Here is a 16,535-nt window from a genome sequence, read left to right as displayed (position 1 = left end):
TGCCGTGAGCACCCGGGATCCGCAGTTCTGCCTCGTGCCGGACGTCTCCTTCCGGCACGGACGATCGACAGGGGGTCAGTACCAGTGCGCGCGTCCGCCGATCGCCCGGCCCGTCGCGCCCAAGATCGCAAGGATCACGCCGATCACCAGAAGTATCACTCCGAGTGTGGTGAGGATCGAGATACCGGTGAAGAACCCCACCACCAACAGAATCAGACCCAGAATGATCATTGTCGCCACCTCAGATGTCATGACCGAAACCTGGAAGCCTCGGTGCCCGGCGATCGAATAACCGGGTTGGTCCGTTTCCAAACGTTTGTGACTCGCCTGATCCGGACAAATTCATTCGACGCAGGTCACGGGACGTCCGGTGCGCCCGGATGTTTGGATTCCACCGTGCCTCGGGTATTCGCCTTCCGACACACCCGAGAGCATTCCGGAGGAAGATATGTCGAACTCGAGCTATACGGTTCCCGGTCTGAGCGATGCCGACGGCTCGCGCACCGCGAAGATTCTCCAGGAGCGCCTGAGTGCCTACAACGACCTGCACCTCACGCTGAAGCACATCCACTGGAACGTCGTCGGTCCGAACTTCATCGGCGTCCACGAGATGATCGACCCGCAGGTCGAGCTCGTGCGCGGATACGCGGACGAGGTCGCCGAGCGGATCGCCGCGCTCGGTGCGTCGCCCAAGGGCACGCCGGGCGCCATCGAGAAGAACCGCACGTGGGACGACTACTCGGTCGGCCGCGACACCGCGCAGGCGCACCTCGCTGCGCTGGACCTCGTCTACGACGGCATCATCACCGACAACCGCAAGGCGATCGACGAGGTCGGCAAGCTCGACCCGATCACCGAGGACGTCCTGATCGGCCAGACCGGCCAGCTGGAGAAGTTCCAGTGGTTCGTCCGCGCCCACCTCGAGAACGCTGCCGGTATTCTCCCGAACGCCGATGCGCAGACGGAGAAGGACGCAGCGGAATCGGCCCGCTGACCGGGACATTCGGACGATACCGACGATGCCGATGGCTTCCACACCCCGAACCGGTCTGCCACGACGCATCGTCGTCACCGGAGCGAGCGGAAATGTCGGCACGGCGCTCCTGCGCAGGCTGGCCGCTCACCCCGCACAACTCGATATCGTCGCGATCGCGCGCCGGATTCCCCCGGCGCGCGATCCGTATGCGGCGGCGAAGTGGTGCGCCGTGGACCTCGGGGCTCCCGACGCCGCCCGGGTCCTGACTCCGATCTTCGCGGAGGCCGACGCCGTTGTGCACCTGGCCTGGGGATTCCAGCCCTCGCACCGTCGCGACTATCTCCGGCGGGTGGCGGTGGACGGCACCCGCGCCGTCATGACGGCCGCCGCCGACGCCGGTGTCGCGCACGTGATCCACATGTCCTCCGCCGCCGTGTACTCCGAGGGCGCCTACCGTCGGGAGGTCGACGAGTCGTGGGCCCGCGAAGGCGTGCCCACCTGTGTCTACAGCGTCGACAAGGTTGCGGCGGAGACATTCCTCGACGACTTCGAGTCCGGCACGAACGTGCCCGTCCTCACCCGTTTCCGCCCGGGATTCATCGGGCAGCTCGTCTCCGGCTCGGGCCTCGAACGCTACGTGCTGCCCGAGTTCGTGCCCGCCGGCATCACGAACCATCTGCCGTTGATCCCGATCGATCACAAGCTCACGATTCCCGCCGTGCACTCCGACGATGTGGCGGACGCGCTGGTCGCAGCGCTCGAGCGACGGGTGCCCGGTCCGTTCAACCTGGGTGCACCGACCCCGGTGGGAGCGCGGGACTTCGCCGCTCCGTTCGACTGCCCGACGATTCCGGTGCCGCGATGGGGTCTGTCGGCGCTCGCCGAAGCGACCTGGCGCCTACGGTTGCAACCGGTGCAGGGCGGATGGATCGACCTCGCCTACACCTGCCCGATGCTCAACTGCAGAAGGGCCCGCGAGGAACTCGGATGGTCGCCGAAGTACGACGGTCCCGAGGTGTGGTCCGAGACGGTGCGCGGCATGCGCAGCGCGACGGGCACCGACAGCCCCGTCCTCTCTCCGCGCAGCGCGCGCGAACGACTCGCCGCGCTCGTCGAACGTGGGCCCATCGGCCGGCGGATACCGCCGTAACACTCTCGGCCGTAACGCTCTCCTGCGCAGAGCCATCCGCCGCCCTCCGTCGTCCCCTGCTGGGCCGGGAAGGGCGGGTTCGTGGAGGGCTGGTTTCGTGGAGGGCCGGATGCGGTATCCACCACCATGACGAAACCATCGAATCGAGCTCACGCTCCCACCACTGCGTCCCGAGCTTCGGGCTGGGTCGGATACGCCTGCATCCTCGCGGGGATCGCTGTCGTCGCTCTCGTCCTCTACGCGGCGGGCGACGGATTCGAGGGATGGGTGATCGTCGGAGCCATCGCTGCCGCCGTGCTCATCGTCGTCGGCGTGGTGATGTCCGCGCTCAACCTCCGTCGACGCCGCCTCCGCGGGTCCGGTGGCACCCCCACACACGAACCCGGCCTGATCGACTGAGCCGGGACCCCGGCACCGACGAGTGGAGCCCCGGGACGCACTGTCCCGGGGCTCCACTCGCTGACTCGTACCCGAGTGTCAGGCCGGTGCCTCCGCCGACGTGAGGAGCGAGCTGTGACCGGCGGTCCAGCTGCCCAGCAGATGGCTTCCGAGCCGGCCCTCGAGGAACTCGATGGCCTGCGCACCGAACGAGATGTCCTGCGCCCGAGACGGATCCTGTTCGATCATGTAACCCACCACGTCATGCCGCAGGACGAGCTCGTGGACGGCGTCGGCCTCGATGTGCTCGGAGTAGAAGAGGACGCACGCGTCGTCGGCGCCCAGACGCTCGAGAGCCTCGACCATGCGGCGGGCGCTGGGGGCGGTGGTGATCTCGGCCGCGGCGAACATCCCGACCAGCATCGGCGTATATGCGCGGTGCAGACCGCACAACGACATGAAGTTCACCGTTGCAAGGGTGACGGCGGGAACGACGTCGAGATAGCCCAGATAGTCGTCCTTCAGGCCGGCGGCGAGCAGCAGGTCGGCGAACAACCGCGAGTGCATGCGCTCGGCCCGACCTCCGCCGTACTCGTCGAACTCGACGGCGACCAGCGCGGCTTTGGCGCGACCGGACAGTCGAGGGATCGCGAGGGCGTGCGGGTCCGCTTCCTTGAGGTGGTAGATCGAGCGATGCACGAAGAACTCGCGCATCATCTTCCACGTGCCGTTCGCGGCGAGCTCGTGGGAGACACCCCACGAGTCGTCCGGCTCGCGGCACAGGTCCTCGAGGACACCCTGCGGATCGTCGGAAGCCGGGACGTCGGCGCGCAGCCGATCGAGGAAGATGCGCTCGAGACGCGCCCGGACCCCGAGCGGGCCCGGTGCCCATTCCCAGGCCGGGTCGACGCTCGCGAACCCGCGGTAGTGGAGCTCGTAGAGAACGGCCAGGGCGAGTTGGACGTCCTCGCCGTAGGCATCCGCGCCGTCGGTCGCGACGTCCCACACGGCATCGTCCACCGGGCCACCGAGTCGCTCGACGATCTCGGCGGAGATGGGTCCGCGGGGCGTGGGAAGCGGAGCGTCGTGCACGTCGCACATCCGGGTCTCATGAGCCATACGCCGGGGTTACCCTCTCGGAGCAGTGCAGAAACGACCCGTCGGTCGGTGCAGAAACGACCCGTCGGTCGGTGCAGAAACGACCCGTCGGTCGGTGCGGACCGGGGAAACGGGCGTGAATATCGATGCAGCCTGTGGGTATCCGGCGGCCATGAGCGAGGACCGCGAACGAGAACCACACACCATCGACTATCCCGGTGAGACCGACGAGATGGCCGAGCGCCCCGCCGACGAGATGCGCGATTACGTCGGCCGCGGGTTGCTGTCCGGCCGCAAGGCCCTCGTCACGGGCGGCGACTCCGGCATCGGACGGGCGGTCGCCGTCGCCTTCGCGAAGGAGGGTGCCGACGTCGCGATCGCGTACCTCGAGGAACACCGCGACGCCGAACACACCGCAGACCTGGTGCGACGCGAGGGCCGCACATGCCACGTGATCGCGGGCGACCTCGGCGACGCGCAGCACTGCCGGGCGGTGGTGGCCGAGACGGTCGAGCAACTCGGCGGCCTCGACATCCTCGTCAACAATGCCGGCACCCAGCAGCCCGTCGACGATTTCGCCGAGTTGAGCGAGGAGCAGTGGCGCCACACCTTCGCCGTGAACATCGACAGCTTCTTCCACGTGACGAAGGCGGCCCTGCCGCATCTGACGCCGGGCGGTTCCGTCATCAACACCGCGTCGGTCAACGGTCTGCGCGGCAACAAGACGCTCATCGACTACTCGGCGACCAAGGGCGCGGTGATCGCCCTGACCTACTCGCTCGCACAGGCACTGCAGGACAGGCAGATCCGCGTGAACTGCGTGGCGCCCGGACCGGTGTGGACACCGTTGATCCCGGCGACGATGGACGCGGAGAAGGTCTCCGAGTTCGGGCAACAGGCCCCTTTCGGCCGCGCCGCGCAGCCCGACGAGATCGCCCCGTCCTACGTCTTCTTCGCATCGGAGACGATGTCGTCGTACTACAGCGGTGAGGTACTCGCCCCGCTCGGCGGCGAGACCATGCCGGGCTGACCGGGTGAGCCGGTAGAGAGCAAGAACGGTCGGGCGGCGGCCGGGGTCTGCGCGCGACACTGAACGCATGACCTTCGGCCGTGACCGACTGCGGGAACTGCTCGACGCCGTTCTCGACGAGAACAACGCAACCCTCGAACGGATGGCGCAGCACGCCTACGCGTCGCAGTGGCACTTCAGCCGCACCTTCGCGGTGGGCACCGGCGAGTCGCCGGTGGCGTTGCGGCGCCGGGTGATGCTCGAGCGTGCCGCCTGGCAACTGCGTCACGGCAGTTCGGTCACCGATGCGGCGTTCGCCGCCGGCTACGACAGCGTCGAAGGGTTCGCCCGGGCCTTCGTCCGTGCCTACGGATATCCGCCCAGCGAGGCCGCCCGGGTGCTCGGCACCGGCCGTAGGGATCCCGGGGCGCCTGCGCCCGTCGACCACTGGGCGCCTGCGCCCGTCGACCCCGGGGCGCCCGCACCCGTCGACCACTGGGCGCCCGCGCCCGTCGATCACTGGTTGCCCGCCCCCAACGGCGTACATTTCCATCCGCCCACCAATCTCTGGGTCGAGGAGGACGGAGGGCGGTCCACCGCGCCCGACTACCCGGCCGCCGAGGTCCTCGCGCAGATGGTGCAGCACGACCTCGCGGACACCCGCTATCTCCTCGCGCGCGCCACCGAGCTCGACGACGACGAGCGCGACCGGATCAGGTTCCCCGGACTGGTGGTCCTCGAATGGGACGGTCCGGAGGAATCCGTCTCACGTGTGCTCGGCAACCTGGTACGTGCCAAGGAGATGTGGTTGGCCGCGATGGCCGGCGCTGACCACCCCGAGGATTCTGACAACGGGATCGACTCTCTGACAGTGCGTTTCGAGGAAGTTGCTCCGCGCTGGGTGGAGACGATCCGCGACATCCATCGCCGCGGCGCCTGGGGCGACGTGCTCATCGACGCCCTGTGCGACCCTCCCGAGAGCTTCGTCCTCGGGGGAGTGGTCGCCCACGTCCTCACCTTCGCCGCACACCGCCGTCAACTCGCGCGGCACATGATGCGGGCGGTCGGGCTCGACGTCGATCACGGAGATCCACTCGACTGGAACAGGAGCAGCTCATGACCCGGATGATCTACTACACCGCAAGCACACTGGACGGCTTCCTCGCCACCGAGGACCATTCGCTCGACTGGTTGCTCACCCGGGAGTCCGGTGACGGCGGGCCGTTCGACTACGAGAAGTTCATCGCCGGTATCGGCGCCATCGTCATGGGATCGTCCACCTACCGCTGGGTGCTCGACCATGCAGGCGAGGACAAGTGGGAGTACGACCTGCCCTGCTGGGTGTTCACGCATCACGACGACCTGCCCGTCGCCCGGGCAGGCGACGAACCCGGCGACATCCGCTTCACGCAGAAGGACGTCCGTCAGGTCTACGACGAGATGGCCGAGGCCGCGAACGGCCGCGACCTGTGGATGGTGGGCGGCGGTGATCTCGCCGGACAGTTCGCCGAGCGCGGTCTGCTCGACGAGCTCGTCGTCTCCTTCGCGCCGGTGACCATCGGTTCCGGCCGTCCGTTGCTCCCGCTACACGTGGAGATGCGCCTCACCGAGCTCGGGCAGAGCGGCGAGTTCGCCGTCCTCCGCTACGAGGTGCTGAAGGAATCCACCGGTCGGTTGTGATGCGAGTCACGTGCAGGTACCGTCGGCATCGAGAGGGACACACCTCGTCCGAGGAGGCCGGTCGTGAAACTCAATCTGTTCGTAGCCTGGAGCGCCTATGCGCTCGCACTCGCCTCGATCCTGATGATCGCCCTGACGATCGTCGCCGCGGGGTACGGATTCTCGGGCTGGGCGCTCGTCGCGGCGCTCGGCGCTGTCGTCGCACTCGGCGCGGCATTCGGCATGATGGCCGGAACCGTGCGCCGAGACCACAGACGGCACTACGACACCCCGCATCTGTTCTGAGGGTGATACCTGACGCGAGTCGGTGAAAGCCGACTCGCATCACTCACACGACATCACGACTCTGCGAGTCTGTGACATCACGACTCTGCGAGTCTGTGACATCACGACTCTGCGAGTCGGCGCTTCTCCGTTTCGATGTCGAAAGTCGGCTCCGGCCAATCGAGGTCGAGACGTTCGAACGCGTCGATGAGCAGTTCCGTCACCGCGAGGCGGCTGTACCACTTGCGGTCGCACGGTACGACGTACCAGGGCGCCTCGTCGGTGCTGGTCCGATCCAGCACGTCCTGATAGGCCTGCTGGTACTGCGGCCACAGGGCGCGCTCCGAGACATCGCTCGGGTCGTACTTCCAGTGCTTGTCGCGGCGCTCGAGGCGCTCGGCGAGGCGCTTCTTCTGCTCGTCCAACGAGACGAACATCGCGACCTTCACGATGGTCGTGCCCTCCCGGACGACTTCGCTCTCGAACCGGTTGATCTCGTCGTAGCGTCCGCGCCAGACATTCTCCGGCACCAGTGATCTCACCCGCGCGACCAGCACATCCTCGTAGTGCGACCGGTCGAAGACGCCGAGCTGACCGTTGCGGGGGAGGGCCTTCGCGATCCGCCACAGGAAGTGGTGCCGTTTCTCCTCCTCCGTCGGCACCCCGAAGGCTTTATGGTCGACGCCCTGCGGGTCGATTTGGCCGACGACGTGACGCACCATGCCGCCCTTCCCGGCGGTGTCCATGCCCTGCAGGATCAGCAGCACCGAGCGGGTGCCGCCGGTCCGCCCCTCGGCGAACAGCATCTCCTGCAGATCGGAGAGGATGGCACCACGTTCGGCGAACAGACGTTCGCCGAGTGCCTTGTCGCCGTCGAATCCCGGGGTGCCGTTCGTGTCGATGTCGGCGACGCGGGTCTCGGGCGTCGCCCGGAGGGCTTCGACGATCGATGCGGGCCGGAAGACGTCGTCCTTCGTCATCCCGCCAGCGTGTCACACGCAGGCGTCATCGGGCGTGTGCCACACGCAGTGGTCATCGGGCGTGTGCCACACGCAGTGGTCATCGGGGGTGTGCCACACGCAGTCGTGATCAGGCGGGATCGACACCGTCGGTCTCGGTTGGCAGAGGGTAGGGCGGTCGCGAGGTGCCGTCGACCATGTGGCTGCCCCACAGGTCGACCTCCGAGATGCGGGCGGTCGCGGTCTCGGGGGCGTCGGGCACCGTAATCGTCACGGTGGTGCCGGGGGCGGGCGAGGCGTCTGCTCCGAGGGTCTCGGCGAGCCTGCGGAGCCGGCCGCGCCACACGTGCCGGCCGAGCAGGGGGTCGAACCGTCCGGAGATCTCGACGTCGACGGCGACCGTGCGGTTGCCCACGGTGACCTCGGCGGGACCGCGGTAGCCGGGATCGTCCTCGTCGTGCAGGTCGTCGGCGTGGTCGCTCATGTCCGCACTATACATGCAACTTCGAGTAACAGTAAGGGTGTCGATCAGGGAGTGGTCGACGACTCCGGCAGGAGTGGATGCGGTTGCGACTTGAAGCGCACCGGAGATCCGGCGACTCCGGCGATGCCCTTCATGCCGCCCCAGATCATCATCGTCAGATAATCGATCAGGTCCTCGGCGGTCATCGACTTGTTCGAGATCCACCAGTGCGTCGCGAGCTGGATGCCGCCGACGATTCCGTACGCCCACGGCACGGCACCACCCGAATCCATCTCGAGCAGCCGCAGCCGTTCCCCGAGGACGGTAGCGACGAGCTCGGCGATCATCCGCTCCGAATCGGCCACCACGTCGCGCCCCGCCGACGCGCTGTTGCTCATCACGTACAGATAGACCTCGGGATCGTCGGCGACGGTCTCGACGTAGGCGGTGATCGCCTCCCGGGTGAGCTCGTACTCATCGAGATCCTCCGCGACCGCCGCGTAGATCCGGGGAGCGAGGACCGTCTCGACGTACCGCAGCATCGTCGCGGTCGTCAGGTCGCTCTTGTCGGTGAAGTAGCGGTAGAGCACCGTCTTCGACACGCCGATCTCGGCGGCGATCTCGTCCATGCCGATCTCGTGGCCGCGGGAGCGGATCGCGTTGATGGTGCCGTCCACGAGCTCTTCCCGGCGGGCGATCTTGTGCTCGTGCCAGCGCCGTTTGCGGCCGTCCTGCTTCACGGGCGGGGCGGCCTCGCTCGAGGTCGTGGTCGAAGTCGTCTGCGGTCTGCTGGACACTGTGTGGCACATCCGTTCGGTTTCGATCGTCGGCTCAGTCTACGATCCGGCCCCCCGTCCTTCAGAACTCGAGGGCGATCCGTCCGCCGAGTGCCGACTTTCGGCACAATCGATCGGGTGCAGCTCCTGACGACCGACGACGAGATCAAACGCCGAGAACTCCGCCGTATGAAGGCGGTCGCGACCGGCTTCCTCGTCGCCGCCGCGATCATCTATCTCTTCTGCCGCTGGCAGGAAACCCGCGGCGCCGGCGCATGGGTGGGTTACGTGCGCGCGGCTTCCGAGGCCGGCATGGTCGGCGCGCTCGCCGACTGGTTCGCCGTGACCGCCCTGTTCCGGCACCCACTACGGATACCCATCCCGCACACGGCGATCATCAAGCGGAAGAAGGACCAGCTCGGCGCCAACCTGAGCTCGTTCGTCGGAAACAACTTCCTCGCACCCGAGGTGGTGTCGGCCAAGGTCGAGTCGGCGCAGATCCCGCTGCGGGTCGGTACCTGGCTCGCCGAACCCGAGAACGCCCAGCGTGTGGCCAAGGAGACGTCGACGGTCCTGCGCGGCGTGGTCGGAATCCTGCGCGAGGACGACATCCAGCAGATCATCGACCACACCATCGTCAAGCGGATCGCCGAACCGGAATGGGGACCGCCCATCGGGCGTGTCCTCACCGAACTCCTCGCCGAGAACCGCCACCTGCCGCTCGTCGACATGCTCGCCGAACGCGCGCACCAGTGGGCGCTCGGGAGCCAGGAGACCATCGACCGCGTGATCAGCCGCGACTCGCCGTCGTGGTCGCCGAAGTTCGTCGACCTGCTGCTCGGCGAGAAGATCCACCGCGAACTCGTGGAGTTCACGTGGAAGGTGCGGTCGAATCCCGACCACGAGGTGCGGCTCGCGGTCAACAAGTTCCTCGCCGACTACGCCCGCGACCTGCAAAGCGATCCCGTGACCATCGCCAAGGCGGAGAAGGTCAAGGCCGAGATCATGGGCCGCGACGAGATCACCGGGCTCGCCGCGGCGACCTGGCGGACGGCCAAGCGGATGATCCTCGACTCGGTGGACGACCCGAACAGCACCCTGCGCACGAAGATCGCGGAGAACGTCATGGCGTTCGGCATCCGGGTGCGTGAGGACGCCGAGCTGCGCACCAAGATCGACGGCTGGTTGCTCGACGCGGTGCGTTTCGTCGCGTCCAACTACGCCGACGAGATCACCTCCGTCATCCGCGAGACGGTCGAGCGCTGGGACGCCGAGGAGGCCAGCCGCAAGATCGAACTCGCCGTGGGTCGCGACCTGCAGTTCATTCGCATCAACGGCACGGTGGTCGGCTCACTCGCCGGGTTGACGATCTACACGGTCTCGGAGTTGCTGTTCGCGTGACGACGGTCACGTGCTAGCAAGGTGCTTGCTGTAGCTAGCACTTGTCCGTAGACTGGTCGGTGTGTCCACGGAACCAGATCCGATCGAGGGCTCGGACACGCCGGACGACAGCGCCGGACCGGGGGATATCGCCGTTCGGGTGGTCAACAACGCCGCCCAGGACATCGGTGCCTTCATTCGGTCGCAGCGCGAGGCTGCACAGGTGTCGCTCCGCCAGTTGTCGCAACTGGCCGGTGTCAGCAACCCGTACCTGAGCCAGATCGAACGGGGCCTGCGCAAGCCGTCCGCGGAAGTGCTCGCCCAGATCGCCAAGGGGTTGCGGCTCTCGGCCGAGGTTCTCTACGTGCGAGCGGGGATCCTCGAGCATCGAGCGGAGAGCGCCGTGCGCGACGCGGTGCTCGTCGACACCGTTCTCACCGAGCGGCAGAAGCAGGTCCTGCTCGACATCTACGACTCGTTCTGCCGAGAGAACCAGCAGAACACCGGCGAGGCCCGGCCCGACCATCCGACAGACTTCGACGAGGAGAAAACTCCATGACCGATCCCACCAACATCCGTACCTCCCTCTACGCCGCGGTCGGTGCCGGCGACGCCGTCGTCCAGGCCGTCGCCGACCTCGTGGCCCAGGCGCGCCGACGTGCGGAGACCAACCGCACCGAGGTGGCCGAGCGAGTCGAGACCGCCCGCGACCGCTTCGCGACCCTGCCCGCCGATCTCACCGAGACCGTCGAGTCCCTCCGCGAGCGTCTCGCCGAACTCCCGGCCGAGCTGCCCGAGGAGATCGCGGAGCTGCGCGAGCGCTTCAGCACCGAGGAGCTGCGCAAGGTCGCCGAGGCGTACCTGAAGGTCGCCTCCGACCTCTACACCGCACTCGCCGAGCGCGGTGAGGAGACCATCGAGCGTCTGCGCTCCCAGCCGGCCCTCGAGGACGGCCTCGGTCGCGCCGAAGCCGTGCTCGGCGACGCCGCCGACCTCACCGAGGAAGCCCTCGGGACGGTGGCCCGCCGGACCCGCGAGGTCGGCGAGCAGGCCGCTAAGCTCGCGGGTCGCGCGGCCGGCCGCATCTCCGAGACGAGCGACGAGGTGAGCGAGGCCGTGTCCGACGCCGGCGACAAGGCCGCCGAGCGCGTCGTCGAGCTCGGTGAGCGTGCCGAAGAGACGGGCTCCGAGACCGCCGGACGGGTCGAGTCGGCCCGCGGCGAGGTCCGCGAAGCGGCCGACAAGGCTGCGGAGAAGGTCGAGTCGGTGGCCACCCCGGTCGAGCCGGTCGAGGTCACCCCGGCCAAGGCTCCGGCCAAGAAGACTCCCGCCAAGACTCCGGCGAAGGCCCCGGCCAAGACGATTGCCAAGACGCCCGCCGCCAAGGCTCCGGCCAAGACCGCCGCCAAGACCCCGGCGAAGAAGACCCCTGCCAAGAAGGCGGCTCCGCGCAAGACCAGCGGTTCCTGACCTGCAGTGATCGATCGGCCCTCGTGCGAACTCGCACGAGGGCCGATTCTCGTAGACTGGTGTGGTGACCAATGTCGATTCACTTGCCGGTCTGATCATCCTCGCGCTGCAGATCATCGCCATCGCCGGGGCGGGATTCGCGCTGTTCCACGTCGTGCGTCAGCCCGCCGAGGCGTTTCCGGCCGTCGACAAGCTGACCAAGCCCGTCTGGCTCGGCATCCTCGTGGCCGCGTTGCTCGTCCTCGTCGTCTTCGGCGCGGTGGGTCTGCTCGGGATCATCGCGGTCGTCGCCGTGTGCGTGTATCTCGTGGACGTCCGTCCGCGGGTCGAGGAGGTCCAGCGCCCTCGGTGGTAGGGGGTCGGGCCTCCCTTTCGCTTGACAAGTGTGATCCAGATAATGACACTTCGGGTAACGGATAATTTTCCGAGACGAGGTGATCGGCGATGACGCTCCTGCGAAAGCACGACAGCCTGCCGGGTGAACACTCCACGGATCACCGGCAGGAGACCGCGCAACGCCTGCTCGATTCGTCGGCGCGGCTCTCCTACGATCCCGAGCTCGAGATCGACTGGGACGCGCCGCTCGTGGACGGCAAGTACGGCATGACCCCGGAGTGGTGCAGTCTCTACGGCACCGACCTGTGGGAACGCATGTCGGAGGACCAGCGCATCACCCTCACCGAGCACGAGGCCGCGAGCATCGCCGGCACCGGGATCTGGTTCGAGATGATCCTCATGCAGATGCTCGTCCGCGATCTCTACCGGCACGATCCGGCAACCCCCTACGTGCAGTTCGGGCTCACCGAGATCGCCGACGAATGCCGGCACTCGATCATGTTCGCGCGGTCGGCGCAGCGATACGGCATCCCCTCCTACCGGCCCAAGCGTTGGATCCGCGAGACCGGCCGGCTGTTCAAGGCCGTCGCGCGCGGCGCCCTCGCCTACGGCGGCACCCTGTTCGCCGAGGAGATCCTCGACATGATGCAGCGCGATTTCATGCGCGACGAGCGGGTGCAGCCCATCACCCGGACGGTGAGTCACGTCCACGTCGTGGAGGAGTCGCGGCACATCCGCTACGCCCGCGAGGAGACACGCAGGCGCTCGGCCCGGCTCGGACGTCTCGAGCGGGCATGGATCCGGATCCACCTCGGGGTGAGCGCGTACTTCGTCGTCACCAGCCTCGTGAACGACCAGGTCTACGCCGCGGCCGGACTCGACGTCGCCGAAGCGAAGAAGGCCGCACAGGAGAACAGGCACTACCACGACAAGCTCCGTCAGGGCACTCGCCGCACGGTCGAGTTCCTCGACGAGGTGGGACTGATCGGCGGTCCGTCCACTCTGCTTCTGCGTCGCGCGCACGTCCTGTGACGTCGCGCTGCTCCACCGAACCGACAGGAGAATTCCACCCGTGAGAAAGCCGTCCCCGACCGCGTCGATCGCCGCGGGCTCGATCGTCCTCGCTGCCGCGGCGACCACCGCCGTGCTCGTCCGCCGGCGTCGTCGGACGGTCGTCCGTACCGAGGACGTCGCCCCGCACGAGCTGCTGCGCGAACCGGAACTCGAACCCGAGATCCTCGACGTCCGCGCCGACGACGGTGCCCGGCTCAACGTGCTCGCCTACGGCGACGCGGACGCTCCCGTGCTGGTGTTCTGCCACGGCTGGACGTGCAACGCCGCGTACTGGACCCCGCAGATCAACGCCTTCGCGGAGAACTACCGGGTGGTGGTCTACGACCAGCGCGGGCACGGCGACAGCGAGGCCGGGGCGCGGACGCTGGGAGCAGACGTGCTCGCCGACGATCTCCAGACGGTCCTCGACGCTGTGGTCCGGCCCGGTTCGAAGGCCGTGCTCACAGGTCACAGCATGGGCGGGATGAGCATCATCGCGTGGGCCGAGAAGTACCCGGAGAACGTCGGCCGCACGGTCGCAGGCGTGCTGCTCGCGAGCACCGGCACCGACCGGCTGGTCGCGGACTCGGCGATCGTGCCGCTGCCGCAACGCTTCCCGCGGGTGCCGGTGCCCGTCGCGAGCCGGCTCATGGGTGCGACCGTCCCGTTGGCGGCGTCCCCGGTGACGACGCGGGCCCTGCGCTACGTGGCCCTGTCGCCCGGTGCGAGCGCCGCCGAGGTGCAGTTCTGCGAGAAGATCGTGCTCGGCTGCCCGCCGCGCACGCGGGGCGGCTGGGGCAGGGCACTGAGTGCCCTCGACATCCGTGAGGGTCTGCGCAATCTCACCGTGCCGACGACGGTGCTGGTCGGCACCGCCGACCGTCTCACCCCGCCTGTCCACGCCCGGCGTCTCGCCGAGGAACTCGACCGTGCGGGCAACCTCGAACGTTTCGTGGTGCTCGACGGCATCGGCCACATGAGCTCGGTCGAAGCGATCGACCGGTTCGACGAGGAGCTCGCGCACCTTGTCGAACGAGCCGGTGTGCCCGTCGGCTGAGCCGATCACTCGCACGCACGTCGGCTGAACCGATCACCCACGCACGAAAGACCGGTCCATCCGCTCGCGGGTGGACCGGTTTCGGCTCGGGGGATCTACCGGAAGACGACGGTCTTACTGTCGTGCACCAGCACCCGATCCTCGAGGTGCCAGCGCAGACCGCGCGAGAGGACCAGCTTCTCGACGTCGCGGCCCTGACGGACCATGTCGCTGACGCTGTCGCTGTGACTGACGCGGATGACGTCCTGCTCGATGATCGGGCCCGCGTCGAGTTCGGCGGTGACGTAGTGGCAGGTCGCGCCGATGAGCTTCACGCCGCGCGTGAAGGCCTGGTGGTAGGGCCGTGCGCCGATGAACGACGGCAGGAAACTGTGGTGGATGTTGATCGCGCGGCCGGCCCAGTGCTCGCACAGTTCCTCCGGGAGCACCTGCATGAACCGGGCGAGGACCACCGCGTGCGGGTCGTGGGCGTCGACGAGCTTGCGGACCTGCTCGAAAGCCGGTCCGCGCTCGGCGGGATCCTTCGGGAACGACACGTAGTGGAAGGTGATGCCGTGTCGCTGCGCGACCGGTTCGAGATCGCGATGGTTGCCGATGACCGCGCAGATCTCGGCGTCGAGTTCCCCTGCGGCGACCCGTCCGAGGATGTCGTGCAGGCAGTGCCCTTCCTTGCTGACGAGCAGCACGACGCGCTTGCGCTTGCCGGTGTCGGAGAGCGTCCATTCGGTCTGCGGGCCGATGTCGGCGGCGACGCTCGCGAACTTCTCGCGCAGCTCGTCGAGTCCGAACGGGATCGACGACGCCCGGACGGCCTGCCGGGTGAAGAACCAACCGGTGTCTTGATCGGCGTGGTAGGCCGCCTCGACGATCGAACCACCGACCTCCGCGAGGAAGGTCGCGATGCGGGCGACGATCCCGGTGGTGTCCGGGCAGCCCAGGGTCAGAACGTAACGTCGATCGTCGGCGGATGAGGCGAGCGTCATGCCCCGATTCTCTCAGGTGACACACGGCGTCCTACTTCCGGTCGGCCCTGCTCCCGGTAGACCCTGGCTCCGGTCGTCAGCCCGAGACCGGAGGACGTCGAACCGTACCCGTGGCGACGAGAGTGGTCGCATCGATCGTGCGCAGTCCGCGTGCGGTGACCTCCTCGGCGATCTGCTGCCGCACCGACGCCACCTGCCCGGAGTCGAGCCCGGTCAGCACCGCGCGCAAACCGGTGCCCGTTACGAGCGACCAGCACAACTCCTCCGTCGCCGGAAGGAGATTCGACAGGGTGCGGACCTCCACGGAATCGGTTCCGGCGTCCGCGAGCCACGCCTCGAGTGTGTCCGGAGTGTCGATCCGGTGCAGGGGTGTGCGGTCGCGCAGGACGCCGTGCTCGCGCAGCCCGGGGGAGTAGCGCGACGCGACATCGAACACGATCGACGAGAACTCCTCCATCGCGCCGCGTCGCCAGACCGTCACGCCGGCGCGTCCGCCCTGCCTCACGAGCGAGACCAGACGCCAGAAGGTTCGGTCCATGTCCGGGAGGAAGAACACCCCGTAGGAGATCGACAGCACGTCGTAGCCGGCGTCGGGTACGTCCGACGGTGCCTCCCACTGCGAGGCGTCCGCACAGACGAATTCGATGTTCTTCAGGCCGCGGCGTTCCGCGGTCAGGCGGCCGTGTTCGAGCATCTCGTCGGCGACGTCGACGCCGTGGACGAGACCTTCGGGTCCGACGGCGGCGGCGGGAAGCGCGGACGATCCCGTTCCGCAACACGCGTCGAGCACCGCCTCGTCGGGGGCGACGCCGAGCTGGAAGACCAGTGCCTGCCCGGCCGGTCCCCACACCGTCGGGGTCAGCTCGTCGAAATCCCCGCTCGCCGCGTCGAAGGTGCGTGCGGTCTCGGCGGAATCGGCCCAGGGGTTCTCGGGATCGTCGTTCATGCCTGCTCCTCGAGGGCGTAGAACGGCTCGGCGTACCGGAAGGTGCCCCGCAGCTCGGGGTCGTGTGCCGTGAGCGCCCGTGCCTGGAAGTGGGACGCCCACTCCTCGACGTCGGGGGAGATCCCGAGTTCGGCGGCGGGCACGAAACCGAAGCGGGGGTAGTAGTCGGGATGTCCGAGCAGGAGCACGATCGACTCGTCCAGGGCATCCGCCGCACCGAGCACGGCGTGCATGAGAGCGGCGCCCACGCCGGAGCGCTGGAAATCGGGACGGACACCGAGTGGACCGAGGCCCAGAGCAGGGGTGGCGCCGACGTGACCCCGGGTGGCGACGACCTGGCCGACGATCGCGCCCGAGGCGTCCTCGGCCACGAGCGACAACGGCGGCAGCCATGCGTCGCTCGCCCGCAACGACGCGACCAGACCGGGCTCGACCGGCTCGCGACCTTCCGGGGCGAACGGCGCGAACGCGGCCGATGCACGTCGGCGGTCGCACGGACGTCGGCGGGGAGTTCTCGACGGATCAGCACGCGATCATTGTCGTGGCCGAAGCGGTGC

The 16,535-nt window shown here is 68.1% G+C and carries 20 protein-coding genes and 1 pseudogene; 13 read left to right on the top strand and 8 right to left on the bottom strand.

Annotation, left to right across the window (positions count from 1 at the left end):
* Positions 1-75: 75 nt before the first annotated feature.
* Positions 76-231, bottom strand: coding sequence for a DUF6131 family protein (locus tag A5767_RS23440; RefSeq protein WP_006552398.1), 156 nt, complete (start codon positions 229-231; stop codon positions 76-78).
* A gap of 217 nt (positions 232-448) precedes the next feature.
* Between A5767_RS23440 and A5767_RS18560 the strand changes: the two genes are divergently transcribed.
* The 3 genes from A5767_RS18560 (at position 449) to A5767_RS18550 (ending at position 2,525) form a co-directional block, all read left to right on the top strand.
* Positions 449-994 carry a Dps family protein gene (locus A5767_RS18560; protein WP_006552397.1) on the top strand — a complete coding sequence of 182 codons (546 nt, stop codon included), beginning with the start codon at positions 449-451 and terminating at the stop codon, positions 992-994.
* 25 nt (positions 995-1,019) lie between these two features.
* Positions 1,020-2,126, top strand: coding sequence for an NAD-dependent epimerase/dehydratase family protein (locus A5767_RS18555; protein WP_064852890.1), 1,107 nt, complete (start codon positions 1,020-1,022; stop codon positions 2,124-2,126).
* A 126-nt stretch (positions 2,127-2,252) separates the two neighbouring features.
* Positions 2,253-2,525: a hypothetical protein gene (locus A5767_RS18550; protein WP_006552395.1), complete on the top strand. Its 273-nt coding sequence runs from the start codon at positions 2,253-2,255 to the stop codon at positions 2,523-2,525.
* A gap of 78 nt (positions 2,526-2,603) precedes the next feature.
* Here the strand turns inward: A5767_RS18550 and A5767_RS18545 are convergent, their stop codons facing one another.
* Positions 2,604-3,623, bottom strand: coding sequence for an iron-containing redox enzyme family protein (locus A5767_RS18545; protein ID WP_082937741.1), 1,020 nt, complete (start codon positions 3,621-3,623; stop codon positions 2,604-2,606).
* Between the two features lie 151 nt (positions 3,624-3,774).
* Between A5767_RS18545 and A5767_RS18540 the strand changes: the two genes are divergently transcribed.
* The 4 genes from A5767_RS18540 (at position 3,775) to A5767_RS18525 (ending at position 6,576) form a co-directional block, all read left to right on the top strand.
* Complete coding sequence (locus A5767_RS18540) at positions 3,775-4,632, top strand: SDR family oxidoreductase (protein WP_024101755.1); 858 nt, start codon at positions 3,775-3,777, stop codon at positions 4,630-4,632.
* Positions 4,633-4,699: 67 nt separating this feature from the next.
* The gene (locus A5767_RS18535; RefSeq protein WP_064852888.1) at positions 4,700-5,731 is read left to right on the top strand and encodes a helix-turn-helix domain-containing protein; all 1,032 of its coding nucleotides are present in this window, start codon (positions 4,700-4,702) and stop codon (positions 5,729-5,731) included.
* Positions 5,728-6,291: a dihydrofolate reductase family protein gene (locus A5767_RS18530; protein ID WP_019291165.1), complete on the top strand. Its 564-nt coding sequence runs from the start codon at positions 5,728-5,730 to the stop codon at positions 6,289-6,291. Before A5767_RS18535 ends, A5767_RS18530 begins: the two co-directional genes overlap by 4 nt.
* Positions 6,292-6,354: 63 nt before the next feature.
* Positions 6,355-6,576 carry a hypothetical protein gene (locus A5767_RS18525; RefSeq protein WP_006552390.1) on the top strand — a complete coding sequence of 74 codons (222 nt, stop codon included), beginning with the start codon at positions 6,355-6,357 and terminating at the stop codon, positions 6,574-6,576.
* A gap of 101 nt (positions 6,577-6,677) precedes the next feature.
* Here the strand turns inward: A5767_RS18525 and A5767_RS18520 are convergent, their stop codons facing one another.
* The 3 genes from A5767_RS18520 to A5767_RS18510 form a co-directional block, all read right to left on the bottom strand.
* A complete protein-coding gene (locus A5767_RS18520; RefSeq protein WP_019291166.1) occupies positions 6,678-7,535 on the bottom strand; it encodes a polyphosphate kinase 2 family protein in 858 nt (285 codons plus the stop codon).
* A gap of 109 nt (positions 7,536-7,644) precedes the next feature.
* Complete coding sequence (locus tag A5767_RS18515) at positions 7,645-7,998, bottom strand: DUF4873 domain-containing protein (protein WP_064852887.1); 354 nt, start codon at positions 7,996-7,998, stop codon at positions 7,645-7,647.
* A 44-nt stretch (positions 7,999-8,042) separates the two neighbouring features.
* The gene (locus tag A5767_RS18510; RefSeq protein WP_039585416.1) at positions 8,043-8,786 is read right to left on the bottom strand and encodes a TetR/AcrR family transcriptional regulator; all 744 of its coding nucleotides are present in this window, start codon (positions 8,784-8,786) and stop codon (positions 8,043-8,045) included.
* A gap of 156 nt (positions 8,787-8,942) precedes the next feature.
* On the opposite strand from A5767_RS18510, the gene A5767_RS18505 reads away from it, so the two are divergent.
* The 6 genes from A5767_RS18505 (at position 8,943) to A5767_RS18480 (ending at position 14,049) form a co-directional block, all read left to right on the top strand.
* Positions 8,943-10,154 (top strand): DUF445 domain-containing protein, encoded by a 1,212-nt coding sequence (locus A5767_RS18505; RefSeq protein ID WP_259443923.1) that lies wholly within the window; start codon positions 8,943-8,945, stop codon positions 10,152-10,154.
* A gap of 61 nt (positions 10,155-10,215) precedes the next feature.
* A complete protein-coding gene (locus A5767_RS18500) occupies positions 10,216-10,692 on the top strand; it encodes a helix-turn-helix domain-containing protein (RefSeq protein ID WP_006552384.1) in 477 nt (158 codons plus the stop codon).
* Positions 10,689-11,603, top strand: a complete 915-nt coding sequence (locus A5767_RS18495; RefSeq protein WP_006552383.1) for a hypothetical protein — start codon at positions 10,689-10,691, stop codon at positions 11,601-11,603. The genes A5767_RS18500 and A5767_RS18495 overlap by 4 nt, the downstream gene beginning before the upstream one ends.
* A 64-nt stretch (positions 11,604-11,667) precedes the next feature.
* A complete protein-coding gene (locus tag A5767_RS18490) occupies positions 11,668-11,958 on the top strand; it encodes a DUF2516 family protein (protein WP_024101750.1) in 291 nt (96 codons plus the stop codon).
* An 89-nt stretch (positions 11,959-12,047) separates the two neighbouring features.
* On the top strand, positions 12,048-12,971 hold the full coding sequence (locus A5767_RS18485) for an AurF N-oxygenase family protein (RefSeq protein WP_006552381.1): 924 nt from the start codon (positions 12,048-12,050) through the stop codon (positions 12,969-12,971).
* Positions 12,972-13,011: 40 nt separating this feature from the next.
* On the top strand, positions 13,012-14,049 hold the full coding sequence (locus A5767_RS18480; RefSeq protein ID WP_064061803.1) for an alpha/beta fold hydrolase: 1,038 nt from the start codon (positions 13,012-13,014) through the stop codon (positions 14,047-14,049).
* 95 nt (positions 14,050-14,144) lie between these two features.
* Here A5767_RS18480 and purU read toward each other — a convergent pair whose 3' ends face one another.
* From purU to A5767_RS18465, 3 genes and pseudogenes are all read right to left on the bottom strand, one after another.
* Positions 14,145-15,032, bottom strand: a complete 888-nt coding sequence (purU, locus tag A5767_RS18475; RefSeq protein WP_006552379.1) for a formyltetrahydrofolate deformylase — start codon at positions 15,030-15,032, stop codon at positions 14,145-14,147.
* A 76-nt stretch (positions 15,033-15,108) separates the two neighbouring features.
* Positions 15,109-15,978: a class I SAM-dependent methyltransferase gene (locus tag A5767_RS18470; RefSeq protein WP_064852886.1), complete on the bottom strand. Its 870-nt coding sequence runs from the start codon at positions 15,976-15,978 to the stop codon at positions 15,109-15,111.
* Positions 15,975-16,507: pseudogene (locus A5767_RS18465) on the bottom strand (GNAT family N-acetyltransferase). Before A5767_RS18465 ends, A5767_RS18470 begins: the two are co-directional and overlap by 4 nt.
* Positions 16,508-16,535 lie beyond the last annotated feature (28 nt).

Origin of the sequence: Rhodococcus sp. 852002-51564_SCH6189132-a, assembly GCF_001665495.1 — a bacterium.
Lineage (GTDB): Bacteria > Actinomycetota > Actinomycetes > Mycobacteriales > Mycobacteriaceae > Rhodococcus > Rhodococcus pyridinivorans.
Note: the sequence above shows the minus strand (reverse complement) of the source record. Positions and strands in the feature narration are given on the sequence as shown.

Coding starts and splice junctions, on each gene's coding strand:
- A5767_RS23440 (WP_006552398.1), bottom strand. CDS start 231: ATGATCATTCTGGGTCTGATTCTGTTGGTGGTGGGGTTCTTCACCGGT.
- A5767_RS18560 (WP_006552397.1), top strand. CDS start 449: ATGTCGAACTCGAGCTATACGGTTCCCGGTCTGAGCGATGCCGACGGC.
- A5767_RS18555 (WP_064852890.1), top strand. CDS start 1,020: ATGCCGATGGCTTCCACACCCCGAACCGGTCTGCCACGACGCATCGTC.
- A5767_RS18550 (WP_006552395.1), top strand. CDS start 2,253: ATGACGAAACCATCGAATCGAGCTCACGCTCCCACCACTGCGTCCCGA.
- A5767_RS18545 (WP_082937741.1), bottom strand. CDS start 3,623: ATGGCTCATGAGACCCGGATGTGCGACGTGCACGACGCTCCGCTTCCC.
- A5767_RS18540 (WP_024101755.1), top strand. CDS start 3,775: ATGAGCGAGGACCGCGAACGAGAACCACACACCATCGACTATCCCGGT.
- A5767_RS18535 (WP_064852888.1), top strand. CDS start 4,700: ATGACCTTCGGCCGTGACCGACTGCGGGAACTGCTCGACGCCGTTCTC.
- A5767_RS18530 (WP_019291165.1), top strand. CDS start 5,728: ATGACCCGGATGATCTACTACACCGCAAGCACACTGGACGGCTTCCTC.
- A5767_RS18520 (WP_019291166.1), bottom strand. CDS start 7,535: ATGACGAAGGACGACGTCTTCCGGCCCGCATCGATCGTCGAAGCCCTC.
- A5767_RS18515 (WP_064852887.1), bottom strand. CDS start 7,998: ATGAGCGACCACGCCGACGACCTGCACGACGAGGACGATCCCGGCTAC.
- A5767_RS18510 (WP_039585416.1), bottom strand. CDS start 8,786: ATGTGCCACACAGTGTCCAGCAGACCGCAGACGACTTCGACCACGACC.
- A5767_RS18505 (WP_259443923.1), top strand. CDS start 8,943: ATGAAGGCGGTCGCGACCGGCTTCCTCGTCGCCGCCGCGATCATCTAT.
- A5767_RS18495 (WP_006552383.1), top strand. CDS start 10,689: ATGACCGATCCCACCAACATCCGTACCTCCCTCTACGCCGCGGTCGGT.
- A5767_RS18485 (WP_006552381.1), top strand. CDS start 12,048: ATGACGCTCCTGCGAAAGCACGACAGCCTGCCGGGTGAACACTCCACG.
- purU (WP_006552379.1), bottom strand. CDS start 15,032: ATGACGCTCGCCTCATCCGCCGACGATCGACGTTACGTTCTGACCCTG.
- A5767_RS18470 (WP_064852886.1), bottom strand. CDS start 15,978: ATGAACGACGATCCCGAGAACCCCTGGGCCGATTCCGCCGAGACCGCA.